11 protein-coding genes are annotated in these 12,346 nt (G+C 62.6%); 7 read left to right on the forward strand and 4 right to left on the reverse strand.

Translation table 11 applies throughout. The features are described from left to right. Positions 1–5 precede the first annotated feature (5 nt). The 4 genes from ACQREB_RS02590 to ACQREB_RS02605 form a co-directional block, all read right to left on the reverse strand. Positions 6–1,577: a hypothetical protein gene (locus ACQREB_RS02590; RefSeq protein WP_427764949.1), complete on the reverse strand. Its 1,572-nt coding sequence runs from the start codon at positions 1,575–1,577 to the stop codon at positions 6–8. 73 nt (positions 1,578–1,650) lie between these two features. Then, on the reverse strand, positions 1,651–2,757 hold the full coding sequence (gene hisC, locus ACQREB_RS02595) for a histidinol-phosphate transaminase (RefSeq protein ID WP_427764951.1): 1,107 nt from the start codon (positions 2,755–2,757) through the stop codon (positions 1,651–1,653). A gap of 590 nt (positions 2,758–3,347) precedes the next feature. Beyond that, positions 3,348–4,280, reverse strand: coding sequence for a PdxA family dehydrogenase (locus ACQREB_RS02600; protein WP_427764953.1), 933 nt, complete (start codon positions 4,278–4,280; stop codon positions 3,348–3,350). Positions 4,281–4,538: 258 nt separating this feature from the next. Then, positions 4,539–5,015, reverse strand: coding sequence for a helix-turn-helix domain-containing protein (locus tag ACQREB_RS02605; RefSeq protein ID WP_427764956.1), 477 nt, complete (start codon positions 5,013–5,015; stop codon positions 4,539–4,541). A 139-nt stretch (positions 5,016–5,154) separates the two neighbouring features. On the opposite strand from ACQREB_RS02605, the gene ACQREB_RS02610 reads away from it, so the two are divergent. From ACQREB_RS02610 to ACQREB_RS02640, 7 genes are all read left to right on the forward strand, one after another. Further along, positions 5,155–6,156 (forward strand): MDR family NADPH-dependent oxidoreductase, encoded by a 1,002-nt coding sequence (locus ACQREB_RS02610; protein ID WP_427764958.1) that lies wholly within the window; start codon positions 5,155–5,157, stop codon positions 6,154–6,156. Positions 6,157–6,370: 214 nt separating this feature from the next. Next, positions 6,371–6,715, forward strand: a complete 345-nt coding sequence (locus ACQREB_RS02615; RefSeq protein ID WP_427764960.1) for a Nif11-like leader peptide family natural product precursor — start codon at positions 6,371–6,373, stop codon at positions 6,713–6,715. A gap of 757 nt (positions 6,716–7,472) precedes the next feature. Next, entirely contained in the window at positions 7,473–7,814 is a 342-nt protein-coding gene (locus ACQREB_RS02620) for a Nif11-like leader peptide family natural product precursor (protein ID WP_427764963.1), read from the forward strand. A 79-nt stretch (positions 7,815–7,893) separates the two neighbouring features. Beyond that, positions 7,894–9,003 (forward strand): IdeS/Mac family cysteine endopeptidase, encoded by a 1,110-nt coding sequence (locus ACQREB_RS02625; RefSeq protein ID WP_427764966.1) that lies wholly within the window; start codon positions 7,894–7,896, stop codon positions 9,001–9,003. Positions 9,004–9,152: 149 nt separating this feature from the next. Further along, on the forward strand, positions 9,153–10,553 hold the full coding sequence (locus tag ACQREB_RS02630; protein ID WP_427764968.1) for a radical SAM protein: 1,401 nt from the start codon (positions 9,153–9,155) through the stop codon (positions 10,551–10,553). 362 nt (positions 10,554–10,915) lie between these two features. Beyond that, complete coding sequence (locus ACQREB_RS02635) at positions 10,916–11,158, forward strand: hypothetical protein (RefSeq protein WP_427764971.1); 243 nt, start codon at positions 10,916–10,918, stop codon at positions 11,156–11,158. 129 nt (positions 11,159–11,287) lie between these two features. Beyond that, entirely contained in the window at positions 11,288–12,184 is an 897-nt protein-coding gene (locus ACQREB_RS02640; protein ID WP_427764973.1) for a hypothetical protein, read from the forward strand. Positions 12,185–12,346 lie beyond the last annotated feature (162 nt).

Genomic DNA, 12,346 nt, shown 5'->3' on the forward strand with positions numbered 1-12,346 from the left:
GAAAATCACTCTTCCGCTTCGGCGCGCGGAGAAACCTTGAAGAGTTCCTCGCCGACGCGCTCGCCGAGCTGAACGTTCAGCGTCATCGCCGAAACCTGCGCGTCGAGATAGCGCGCGAGCTGCGCGATTTCCTCCGACTTCGCGTCCGCCGCGGGAACGTCCTTCCTGAGCGGGCGGACGAAGAGCGCGGAATCGCCCGCGAACAGCATGTCGGAAACGGTTTCGAGACTCGTCGTCTTCAGCGCCTCGAAAAGCGCCGCGCCGTAAGGACGCAGCGCGTCCGGAAAATCGCGCATCGAGAACGCGGGCGCCTCCGCGGGCGTCATGCCGAGCGTCTTCGCGGTTTCGGCGAAGGGCTTGCCGGCGGCGACTTCCCCGCGGAGCGTCTCACCGAGCTCGCGCGCGCGCTCGAAGCGCGCCTTGCCGATTTCCGCGCGCTTCCAGTCTTCGGCGACGCGGGCGCGCACTTCGTCGAGCGCGGGAACGCGAGACGGCTCGTTGCCGCGGAAGAGAATCACCAGCGCGTTTTCGCCGTAGGGAATCGCGTCCGTACGCCAGAGCGTGGAATTGAGCGACGCCGTCACGTCGCGGAGAATCTCCGCGGGAACGGGCGCGTCGGCGGGAACGGAATCCGTCGGGAACGCCGGAATGTCCTTAAAGTCGAGCCCGGACGCCTTGACCGCCGCGTCGAAATCCGGCGCGTCGGGATTGAGCATGTCCTGCGCGAGCTTTTCGGCGAGCATGTCGGACGTCGCCGACGCGACCTGAAGCGAAAGGCGGTCCGCCTTCCAGCGGCGCGCCCAGCCGGCGCGGTTTTTCGCGAGCTCGGCGTCGAGCGCGGCGTCGTCGCGCAGGCTCTTGTCCTGCATCCGCGCGAACGTCTTCAGCTCGGCGTCGGTCGGCTCGGCGATTTTCGCGCGCGCCTCGGCGCTCGGCGCGACGACGGCGTAGGAAAGCCTGACGAGCGGCGCGATGCGGTAGCGCTCGGCGTTCGCGGCATAGAATTTTTCGAGCGCTTCGTCCGAGGCGACGGGCGAAACGGCGATCTTGTCCAGCGCGAGCGAGGCGGTCTCGACCGTCCACCGCGTGTTCAGCTCGCGCCAGCGCAGCGCGACGTCTTCGTCGAACGACGCGGGCGATCCCGAGAACAGCGCGTTGAGCGCGCCGATGCGCCAGGTCTGAATCAGAATCGTCTTGAGCGTGTCTTCGTCCATGCCGAAGCGCTTGGGATCCGGGAGCGCCTCGCCCTCGGCGAGCCCGAAAAAGCGCTGCGCGAACGCGCCGAATTCCTCCTGCGAAGGATTGGGAATCTGATAGGCGTCGGCGAGGTGCTCGAGCACGACGCGCTGCACGAGCGCCGCGCGGTACTGCGCCTCGCTCACGTCGCGACCCGTCGTCAGCGCGACCGCCTTGCGGTACACGTCAGCCTCGCGTTCGTTGAGCTTCACGCCGCAGACTTCGGGAGACCTGCGGAAGCCGAGCAGATCCATCGCGCTGCCCGAGCCCGTGTAGAACACGAACGAGACGACGATGATCACGAGAAGCAGCCCGAACATCAGCCGGTGGTGCTTCGCCATTGTGTTTTGAAAAAATCCGATCATGGGAAAAAGAAGACGTTGCTTGTTTTGTTTCCGGTCGCCCGAGAGCGCCTCAGCGCGTTCCCGCGAGAATCTCGCCGAGCGCCGCGAGCAGGCGTTCGTTCTGCTCCGGCGTGCCGACCGTCACGCGCAGGTGGTTCGGCATGCCGTAGCCCTTCATCGGACGCACGATGACGCCGCGCTTTTCGAGCTCGACGAACGTCTCCGCCGCGTTCGGCACTTCCGTCAGAATGAAGTTCGTGTGCGTCGGCACGTACTTGAGCCCGAGCGCCTCGAAGCCCGCGTAGAGCCGCTTCACGCCCGCGGCGTTCCCGTCGAGCGTGCGCTTCACGAACTCCGCGTCGTCCAGCGCCGCGAGCGCCGCGACCTGCGCGGGAAGGTTCGTGTTGAACGGCTGGCGAACGCGGTTCATCAGCCCGACGACCTCCTCCGAGCCGAACAGGTAGCCGATGCGGAAGCCCGCGAGCCCGTAGAGCTTCGAGAACGTGCGCGTGACGACGATCTTGCGCCCCGCCGCGATCAGCGGACGGAAGTCCGGCGTCTTGTCGGTGAATTCCGCATACGCCTCGTCGATGACGAGAATCACGTGCTCGGGCAGGCTCTCCGCGAACGCGAGCAGCTCCGCGGGATCGCACACCGTGCCCTGCGGATTGTTCGGATTCGTGATGAAGATGATGCGCGTCCTGTCCGTGACGGCGGCGCGCATCGCCTTCAGATCCGTCGAGAAATTCGGCATCGGCACGGGAACGGATTTCGCGCCCGCGAGAATCGTCGCGATCTTGTAGACGACGAACGCCTGTTCGCCGTAGATCACCTCGCAGTCCGGATTCAGAAACGTCTGCCCGAGAATCATCAGCGCCTCGTTCGAGCCGTTGCCGACGAAGAACTGCGACGGCTTCAGCCCCCACAGCGCGGCGAGACGGTCGCGCAGCGCGATCGTGCCGCCGTCCGGATACATGTTCACGCCGTCGAGCATCGCGCGCACGGCGGCGATCGCCTTGGGCGAGGCGCCGAAAGGATTTTCGTTGGACGCCATTTTGACGATGGAGTCCGGGTCCAGACCGAATTCGCGCGCGACGTATTCGATAGGTTTTCCGGGTTCGTAAACGGGCATTTTGTTCACGACCGCGTTGGCGAGATTTGTATAGGAAATCGACATAAATTTAAGAAATTCATCATGAGCGTTCCCGCCTCCCCGCGCAACGGAAATCTCCTCCCCGAACCTGCCGCGGGAACGCCGTCTCGGGGCGAAGACATTCCAGTCTTCTTTCCTGACCACGGAAGCTCACGAAAATCTCCACGGAAAAGCGCCGAAACGCCGGAGGCTCGAAACCGCCGCGCGTTCCCGTGAGCGTCCGCGAGGATTTCCGCGCGTTCCCGCGGCTATGAATACCGTGGCAAGTCCGAATTTTTGACCACGGAAAACACGGAAAAGCACGGAAATTTTTGGGGCAGACGTTCGCGGGAACGCGAATTTTCCCCGCAAAGACGCCAAGGCGCAAAGATTTTTGGAGAAATGACGCGGTTTTCACGGGAACGCTGGTCGAAATTCGTGAAAATTCGTGTCAATTCGTGGTTAAAAACTTTCTTTAACTTCCGTTGACTTCGCGGTCAAAAATCTTCGCGTTAAGACAAGACTCATATTTATTTTTTGCCAAAAACGTGATGAACAGCGTTCCACCACGATATTCATACCCGAGGGAGGAAAACGAAGCACACGTGAAATCCGCGTTCGCGGGCGCGAGAAAATCAGGCGCGGACAAGTCTGCGGGCGGCGCGGACGGCGCAGGCGAACGAGCGCGCGCTCGCGACGCCGCTGCCGGCGATGTCGTAGGCGGTGCCATGGTCGGGCGAAGTGCGGACGTGCTTCAGGCCGAGCGAGACGTTGACGGCGCTGTCGAATTCCAGCGTCTTCAGCGGCGCGAGCGCCTGGTCGTGGTAAAGCGCGACGACGACGTCGAATTCGCCGAGCAGCTGACGGCGGAAGATCGTGTCGGCGGGAACGCAGTCCGAAAGCCCCGGAAAATCCGTCCGCAGCGCGGCGAGCGTCGGGTCGATCCGGTCGCGTTCTTCGGTTCCGATTGCGCCGCGTTCGCCCGCGTGCGGATTGAGCCCGCAGACGCCGATGCGCGGGAGCGCCGTCGCCCCGGGTTCCGCGAACGCGCGCGCGAGAAAATCCGCCGCGGCGACGGCGTTCCGCAGCGTCTCCGCCGTCAGCGCCTCGGGAACGTCGCGGAAAGGAATGTGCCAGGTGGCGAGCGCGACGCGCATTTTTTCGCCGACGAACGCCATCACGGGAACGCCGCCCCAGCGCGCCGCGAAAAATTCCGTCTGCCCGGGAAACTCGTAGCCGACGCCGTGCAGCCCCGCCTTGTTCACGGGAGCGGTGACGACGCCCGCGAATTCGCCCGCGAGCGTTCCCGCCGCCGCGCGTTCCATCGCCTCGAGCGCGACGCGCTGCCCCGCTTCGTTCGGCGCGCCCGGCGAAAGACGGAAATCCCGCGGACCGACGGCGACGCCCGCGCACGGCAGCGAATCGAGCCACGAGCGCGGGCCGACGGCGACGACGCCCGACGCTTCCCGCGGATTTTCCCGCAGCCAGCGCGCGATGATTTCCGGGCCGACTCCGGCGGGATCGCCGCAGGTCAGCGCAAGCGGCGGAAATTTTTCGGGAATGTCCATGAAGCCATTATCCGGCGCGGACGCGGGAAAATACAATCTCAAAACGATTCTTCTTTTTTTGTGTTCGATCTGCCGGGCAAAAAAGCCGCCCGAGCGTTCCCGCAGGAAAAATGCCGTGAAAAGAACGACGCGGGGAGAAGACGCGCGCATCTCCGAATCGAAAGCGGGAAGCGAAGTCGAAGAAAACCTTTCAAAAAACAAAAAAAACGGCGGGAGCATTCCGCGCTCCCGCCGTTTTCGTTCAAAACGTTTTCGGCTTCAGGCTTCGGGCGTTTCGATTTTCGCCTTTTTGATGCCGTAAACCGTGTTCACGGAAATGTTGAACTTCGCGGCGAGCTCCTTGGTGGAGACGCCTTCCGCGCGCAGTTTCGCGATTTCGGCGCGTTCTTCGTCGGAAAGTCCGTTGCCGGGACCGCGGCGCGCGCACTTTTTGCCTTCCGGCTTCTTTTCGACGGCGAAAAGCTTGCCGCGCTGCTGCGGCGAAAGCAGCTTTCCGAGGTCGCGGACCAGATCGACCATGCTCGCGTAACCGAGTTCTTCGGGGAGCTTGGCGAGCTTTTCCTGAAGGGCGGCGACGGCCTGTTCGCGTTCGCGCTTTTCTTCCATTTCTTTTTCGAGGCGGGCGCGAATGGCGGCCTTTTTGCGCTCGATTTTTTCCTGCGCTTTCGCGAGTTCGGCGGCTTCGAAAGCCGCGATCTGTTCGTTGATCTTGGAATCGATTTCGTTGTTTTCCATAAGTGATTAAAATAAAAGCACCTTTTCCGTCGCGCTTGCAATTTTAAATTTCAATGCGCGCGACGTTTTCTCGAGCGGGCGCGCGCGGGAACTCCATTTTCGTATGGCGCTTTCGGCGGGAACGCGGTTTCATTGGGGCATGATGAAAACGCAAGCCCTCGTTTACGAAGAAACCGGAAAACCCCTCGAAGTGCTGAAGCTGCGCGAGATCGACGTTCCCGCGCCGAAGGCCGACGAGATCACGATCGCGCTCGAAGCCGCCGTCGTCCACCCCTCCGACATGGGCATGATCGGCGGCACCTACGGCCGCCTGCGCGAGTTGCCCGCCGTCGCCGGGCGCGAGGGCGTCGGGCGCGTCGCCGCCGTCGGCGCGGACGTGAAGGGCTTCGCCGTCGGCGACCGCGTGCGCATGCCCGAGGACGCCGGCGCGTGGCGCGGCGCGATCACCGTTCCCGCGGCGGAGGCGGAACGCGTTCCCGCGGACGTTCCCGCGGAGCTCGCGGCGATGGCGTTCATCAATCCGCAGACGGTGTGGCGCATTCTGCACGATTTCGTCGAGCTCCGCCCCGGCGACTGGGTGCTGCAGAACGCGGGCAGCTCGGCGCTCGGGCAGTGCCTCGTGCAGATCGCGCGCGCGCTCGGGCTGCGCACGGTTTCGCTCGTGCGCAACGTCGAAAAATGGGAGCCGATTCTGAAAAAACTCGGCGCGGACGCCGTGCTGCCCGAGGAAAAGGACTCGATCAAAAAAATCGTCGAAATCGTCGGCGGCAAGGCGAACCTGCCGAAGCTCGCGCTGAACTCGATCGGCGGCGAAAGCGCGGCGCGCCTCACGCGCATGGTCGGCTTCGCGGGAACGATCGTCACGTTCGGCGGCATGACGGGCGATCTCATCCGCTTCCCCACGCGCGAATTCATCTTCAACGACCTGCGCCTGCGCGGATTCTGGATGGACCGCTGGAACCGCTCCGCCTCGCCCGAGGCGCGCGCGGAAACGTCCGCGAAAATCTTCGAAATGATGCGCGCGGGAACGCTCACGATGGCGGTGGACGCGACGTATCCGCTTTCCGAATACGCCGACGCGATCGCCCGCGCTCTCGAAGGCGGCCGCAACGGCAAAGTGCTCTTCGTCGCCGGCGCCTGAGCGCGGACACGCGGAGAAAACCGCGAATTCAAAGAAAACGTTTTCCGGGGGAAACGACGATTTTTCGCGGCGAAAAGGCGCTTGGGCTGCCGCCCTGCCCTGCGGAAATCCGCGCGCGAAAAATTTTCTGAAAAAATTTTAAGATTTTCGGGAGTCGTTCGTTTTCCGTGCAGAAAACATTTTCAATCAACATTCAATTCAAGGAACAAAAACCATGGCAAAAGAAAACGTCATCAAGTTTTATGAACAGCTCAAAGCCGACAAGGCGTCGGCGGAGGCACTGAAAAAGGCGGTCGCGGACGCGTCCGTCGAGGCGACGCTCGCGTTCGCGCGGGAACGCGGCTTCGAGTTCACGCTCGACGACGTGAAGGCGGCGAACGCCGACGCGCTGAAGGAGCTCACGCCCGAACAGCTCGACCAGGTGAACGCCGCGGGCGCGGGCGCGCTGTGCGTCTTCGTCGGCTTCGGCTGGGGCGGCGGCAGCTACTCGGACTACGGGCAGAGCGTCTGCTACGTCGTCGGCGTCGGCTTCGGGCCCTCCTGGGAGACTGACGAGTGACGCCGTCCCCGCGGATTTTTAGAGGGGAAGCGCCGGCTTGCGCCCCGACGGGGCGAAACAATCGTAACCCCAAGCGCGCGGCGAAGCGCGCGCTTGGGGAAAATTCCTCACATGAACCGCGCCTGAAAGGCGCAACTGACCGCGAAGCGTCCGAAGTTTTCGCAAGGCGGCGTTCCCGCGGATTTTTTGGGGAAGCGACATTCCTGTCGCTTTTCGGAATCCTTAAAAAGGAATTTTCTTTTGGAGGGATTTCATCAAGCGACTGGAAAGTCGCTTCCCCGAAACGCGTTGGGGGCGAAGACATTCCTGTCTTCGTTCCCGCGGCGGGCGCACATTTCCAAGCCCCGAAGGGGCGACAATTGCTTAGCGTAGGGCAAGCGAGCGCAGCCCTACGAAACCGCAAAGCAAACCGATGCGCCCTGAAGGGGCGCAATTGCCGGTGAAAACCCGCACGTTCCCGCGACGGAGACGTGGACGTCTCCGCCCCCAAGAGCGCTCCCGCAATCGCGCACTTACAGCGCGCATAGGTTTTCGCATTTTTTCGCAGGGTTAAAACCCTGCGCTGAGCGATTCCGCCCCGTCGGGGCTTCCACTATCCGTTATCCGTCATCAATTATCCGTTATCCATTATCCGTTCCCGAATCCGCCGGGCGAAAAAATTTTCAAAAAAAATCAAAAATTTTTTAAGATTTTCCGGATTCGTTCGTTGTCCCTGCAGAAACATTTTTCATCCAACCATCAAGAACCAAGGAAAACAATGTCCAAAGAAACAGTCGAAAAGTTCTACAACATGCTGAAAAGCAACGCCGGCGAAGCGGAAGCGTTCGAGCGGGCGGTCGTCGCCGCCGACCCGAAGACGAAGGAAGAAGCGGCGGTCGCCGTGATCGCGTTAGCGAAGGAGCGCGGCTTCGAGTTCACCTACGACGACCTGAAGGCGTTCGCGAACGCATCCGTGGCGGAAATGACGCCCGAGGAATTGGACAAGCTCTTCGGGGGCGACATCGGGTTCAATCCCGCCGACCTCTACAATCCCATGGCGGGAAAGAACAAGGGCGGATTCGGCGGCACTTCCAGCGGCGGCGCCAGCGGAAGCTGGTAAAACGCTTCGCGCGCGGGAACGCCGAAATTCGCGTTCCCGCCTCAAAAACTTTTAATTCAACTTCAAAGAAACCGAAATCATGATTTCGACATCCAAAAACTTACTGCTTTTCGCCGCGGAAATCGCCGCGGCTTCGCTCGTTTCCGCGGGAACGCTCCGCGCGGAGACGATCTTCGCGAACGACGTCACCGTCGACACGGACGCGTTCGACGTGTCCGGAAAATACACCGGAGGCTCGGGCTGGTACGACGTGAACAAGCTCTGGGTCGGGGAAACCGCAGAAGGCCTCTCTTGGGACGAGACCAACGCGCCTGACGCGATTGCGGACTCCGACATCGACAAGGACGCCTCCATGTGCTGGGCGGCGACGGCGAGCAACATGATCCAGTGGGGCTACGGGCAAGTCGCCGCGGGAACGTTCGTCGCGGGAACGCCCGCCGGCTACGACGCGTCGCGCGCGTTCGCGGCGCGGCAGCAGCTTTCCGTCTATAAGACGTTCTGCGAAAACTGGACGGACGATGGGAACACGATCGCCAACGGCCTCGCGTGGTGGCTCACGGGCGACGACGAGTTCGAGCTCGTCGCCGGCGACTCCTCCGTGCTGAGGGACGGCGCGACGGGCGGCGCGTATCTCGCGAACGCCTCGGACATCAGCCTCGCCTCCTACATCGAAAGCATCGAACTGATCGACGGCGACAACGTGAGCGGCGCCTACTCGCTCGCGGAGCTTTCGGACGGGTTCAAGGAAAGTTTCGGGAGCCAGGGCGGCGTCGTCGGGCTCGCCATCAACATCTACAATCAAGAGGAAGGCGACGTCGAAGGCGGGCACGCGATCACGTGCTGGGGCTGCGAGTTCGACGAGGACGGGTTCCTCTCCGCGCTCTACGTGACGGATTCCGACGACTGCGTGAGCACGGACGCGTATTCCGCCGACGCCGACGCGAGCGCGCTCGAAATGGTGATGCGCAGACTTGACGTAACGTTCATCGAGAACGACGACGCCGACGATTCGAACGAATATGGAATCGCGTATCTCTTCGATTACGTTCTGGGCGTCGATTACCGCATCGACACGGTGGTGACGTTCAGCCCGCTTGGGCTGATTCCGGAGCCGAGCGCGTTCGGACTGTTCGCGGGAGCGTGCGCGCTGGCGCTCGCGGGAACGCGGCGGAGGCGGAAGGCGCGGTGAAGCGCTTCGCGCTGTTTATGGTTTAGGGTTTAAGGTTTATTTTCTCTGAACCATAAACAGCTCCGAAGGAGCTCTAGGTAATCACTTGTCACCCGTCACATTCTTTCTTTTTCCCGAAAAAAATCTGATTCAGACTTGCAGGAAATTTTATGCAGAACGGACAATTCTTTAAGCTGAAGGACGGCTTCGCGCTGCGCGGCTGGTCGGACGTGCCCCAGGCGGTGCAGGAACTGCGCAGCGGGCGCGCGCTCTTCGTGCCCAAGGCGGCGACGGACGCGGTCGAGCTCGCGATGAACGGCATTCCCGCGGACTCTCCCGTGATGCTGCCGACGCACCGCGAAGCGCTCGCGAAGCTCGTCGACTTCGGCGTCGGCGAACGCACGGCGGAGCCGGTCGCGCCCGCGCCGATTCAGCGTTTCCGCAGGGCGGACAATCTCTACGCGGCGATGGTGCACTGGTCGATCACGGGGCGCTGCAATCTGCGCTGCCGGCACTGCTTCATCGAGGCTCCGGACGCGCATTACGGCGAACTTTCGCTCGCGGAGTGCGCGCGCATCATGGACCAGGTCGTCGAGGCGGGCGTGAGCACGGTTTCGCTGACGGGCGGCGAGCCCTTCGTGCGCCCGGACTGGAAGGAATTTCTCGCGGAGCTGACGCGGCGCGAGCTGCGCGTCGAGCGCGTGTACACGAACGGGCTCGTCGTGACGGGAAAATGGCTGGACACGTTCGCGGCGGTCGCGCCCGGGAAGCATCTTTTTTCGCTGAGCTTCGACGGACTCGGGCATCACGACTGGCTGCGCGGGCGCGCGGGCATGGAAAAGCGCGCGATCGAGGCGGTGCGCCTGCTGCGGGAACGCGGCTACGCCGTGGAGATCGAGACCCCGATGTGGCGCGACAACCTGCCCTCGCTGCCGGCGACGGCGGATCTGCTCGCGGAGCTGGGCGTCCGCAACTGGAAGCTCTCGCCGATGGTCGCGAACGGCGCGTGGAAGCCCTACGCGGCGGCGCACTCGGCGACGCGCACGGAGATCGTCGACGCGGCGGTCGCGCTGCTGGAGCGCTTCGAGGCGCTGGGGCGGCCGTTCTCGCTGCAGATCGCGCACTTCTACGCGTTCGACAAGAGCAAGGGGCGCGCGTTCGAGCCGGCGGCGCACGGCGCGTGCGGGCTGAGCGAGGAGCGCGTGCTGAATCTGCCCGTGTGCGGCTGCATGCGGCTGCACCCTTACCTGCTGCCGACGGGAACACTGATGCCGTGCATGCCGCTTTCCAACTGCGGACTGGACGAGGAAATGCCGAATCTGCTGCGGACGCCGCTGCGGGAAGTGCTTCAGCCGGGCTCGGCGCTGTTCCGGCTCGCGGACATGCGCGTGCGGGATCTCTTCGCGAAGCGTCCGGACAAATGCGCGCGTTGCGAACACCGGCTCGAATGCCGCGGCGGCTGCCGCGCGTGCGCGCACCAGGACGGCGACCTCTACGGGCCGAGCGCGGACCTGTGCGCGTATTTCAAGGGCGGCGTGCGGGAGAAGTTCGCGAGATTCGTCGGAAAGTGACAGATGATGGATGAGGGATAATGGATGAGGGGTGATGGAGAGTGCTGAGAGCTGGTAACTGGGAACCGGAGAAATCTTTTCAAAAAAAACACTGCTCCAGTCACCAGTTACCAGTTACCAGCTACGAGCCTCTTGCCCGAAAACATGATTTCGCTTTTTCATCTTTCGACCCCCCCCCCGACGGGGGCTTTTACAGTGCCGAAATCTTTTCAAAAAAAACACTGCTCCAGTCACCAGCTACCGGCTACGAGCCACCGCCCCGAAAAAATTCGCGTTCGTTCGTGTTCATTCGCGGTTTCCTTCCTCCGTTTTCCCCGCTTTCCATTTGGGCGGAATCGTGATTTCATAGAGCGCATCGACTCATGAACGACAAAATCCAATTCTCGCAGAAGGCGCTGGAAAGCCTCGAACGCGGTACGCGAAGCCGCGCGCTCACGAGCGTCAAGGCGCGCTGGACCTGGTTCATGCTCGGCTCGATCACGCTTTTCTTCGCGGCGATGATCGTCTGGGGATTTTACGGGAGCATGGTCGAGAGCGTCTCGGGAACGGGCATCACGCTGCTCGCGGACGGCGTGCACCCCGTCACGGCGAAGAGCACGGGGTAGCTCACGCACCTGAACATCCGCTCGGGCGCGGTCGTTCACGCCGAGCAGCCCGTCGGGCAGATCTACGACGCGGAAACGCTCTTCAAAATCCGCAAGTTCGAGACGGAATACAACCTGCTCGCCTCGGAAGTGGATTTTCTCAAAAGCGGGCTGGAGCGGCTCACGGCGCGCAAGATCGACGCCGACAAAGAAAAGGCGAAGGTGCTCGAAGCGCTCACGCGACTGCAGGAAGACAGCCGCGCCCGCGCGAAGGACGTCGCGGAGATTTATTCGCGCCTGCTCAAGAAAGAGGCGGCGACGAAGATCGAATACTACCAGGCGCTCGACCAGAAGGCGCAGGCGGAAAGCGCGTTCGCCTCGACGCTGTTTCAGGCGATGGACAACGACGTCACGCAGCAGGACCTCATCTGGCAGCAGGAGCAGCGTCTGCTCGAACTGCGCCAGCAGCTGGAGCAGAAGAAGCGCGACCTCGACCTCGCGCACAAGCTCTACCGCGAGGCGGCGCTCGTGACGGCGGACTTCGACGGGACCGTGCTCGAAGTCTTCAAGGAGGAAGGCGCGTACGTGCAGAAGGGCGAGCGGCTCGCGCTCGTCGCATCGGACGCGAGCCGGGGGATTTATCTCGTGGGCTTCATTCCCGCGACGGAGGGCAAGGAAATCCGCAACGGCATGAGCGCGTATTTCGCTCCCGCGGCGGCTCCGGCAGCGCAGTTCGGCTACCTGAAATGCGTCGTGCGCGAAGTGAACCGCACGCCCGTGAACGCGGAATCCGTGCAGGCGGAGCTGATGAACTCGACGCTGACGCAGATGATTTCCGGGCAGACGGCGATGCTGCGCGTCGTGCTGGAGATTCTGCCGGACTCGAAGTCGGAATCGGGTTTCCGCTGGACGACGCGCAAGGGCTACCCGGGCAAGATTCAGAACGGAATGCTCGGGACGGTGATCGTGAACACGTCGTACCGTTCGCCGGCTTCGTACGTGATTCCCGCGATCCGCGAATGGCTCTTCGAGACGAACAAGAAGTGAGAGCGGAAGAACGCGGAAACGGAAAAAGGGAACCACGAATGAACACGAAAAAACGCGAATTTTTTTGGGAAAGTGACTGGGAGCCGGCGGCTTGGAACTGGAGATCACCGAAGTTTAGCCTCCGGCAAAACTTCATTGAAAACACTTTTCCCGCACTGCTCC

The organism is Candidatus Spyradosoma sp. SGI.093, assembly GCF_050314555.1.
Classification (GTDB): domain Bacteria; phylum Verrucomicrobiota; class Verrucomicrobiia; order Opitutales; family UBA953; genus Spyradosoma.

What these genes read in the sequence shown, in the direction of transcription:
- ACQREB_RS02590 (WP_427764949.1), bottom strand. Translation starts at nt 1,577, where the DNA reads ATGGCGAAGCACCACCGGCTGATGTTCGGGCTGCTTCTCGTGATCATC.
- hisC (WP_427764951.1), bottom strand. Translation starts at nt 2,757, where the DNA reads ATGTCGATTTCCTATACAAATCTCGCCAACGCGGTCGTGAACAAAATG.
- ACQREB_RS02600 (WP_427764953.1), bottom strand. Translation starts at nt 4,280, where the DNA reads ATGGACATTCCCGAAAAATTTCCGCCGCTTGCGCTGACCTGCGGCGAT.
- ACQREB_RS02605 (WP_427764956.1), bottom strand. Translation starts at nt 5,015, where the DNA reads ATGGAAAACAACGAAATCGATTCCAAGATCAACGAACAGATCGCGGCT.
- ACQREB_RS02610 (WP_427764958.1), top strand. Translation starts at nt 5,155, where the DNA reads ATGATGAAAACGCAAGCCCTCGTTTACGAAGAAACCGGAAAACCCCTC.
- ACQREB_RS02615 (WP_427764960.1), top strand. Translation starts at nt 6,371, where the DNA reads ATGGCAAAAGAAAACGTCATCAAGTTTTATGAACAGCTCAAAGCCGAC.
- ACQREB_RS02620 (WP_427764963.1), top strand. Translation starts at nt 7,473, where the DNA reads ATGTCCAAAGAAACAGTCGAAAAGTTCTACAACATGCTGAAAAGCAAC.
- ACQREB_RS02625 (WP_427764966.1), top strand. Translation starts at nt 7,894, where the DNA reads ATGATTTCGACATCCAAAAACTTACTGCTTTTCGCCGCGGAAATCGCC.
- ACQREB_RS02630 (WP_427764968.1), top strand. Translation starts at nt 9,153, where the DNA reads ATGCAGAACGGACAATTCTTTAAGCTGAAGGACGGCTTCGCGCTGCGC.
- ACQREB_RS02635 (WP_427764971.1), top strand. Translation starts at nt 10,916, where the DNA reads ATGAACGACAAAATCCAATTCTCGCAGAAGGCGCTGGAAAGCCTCGAA.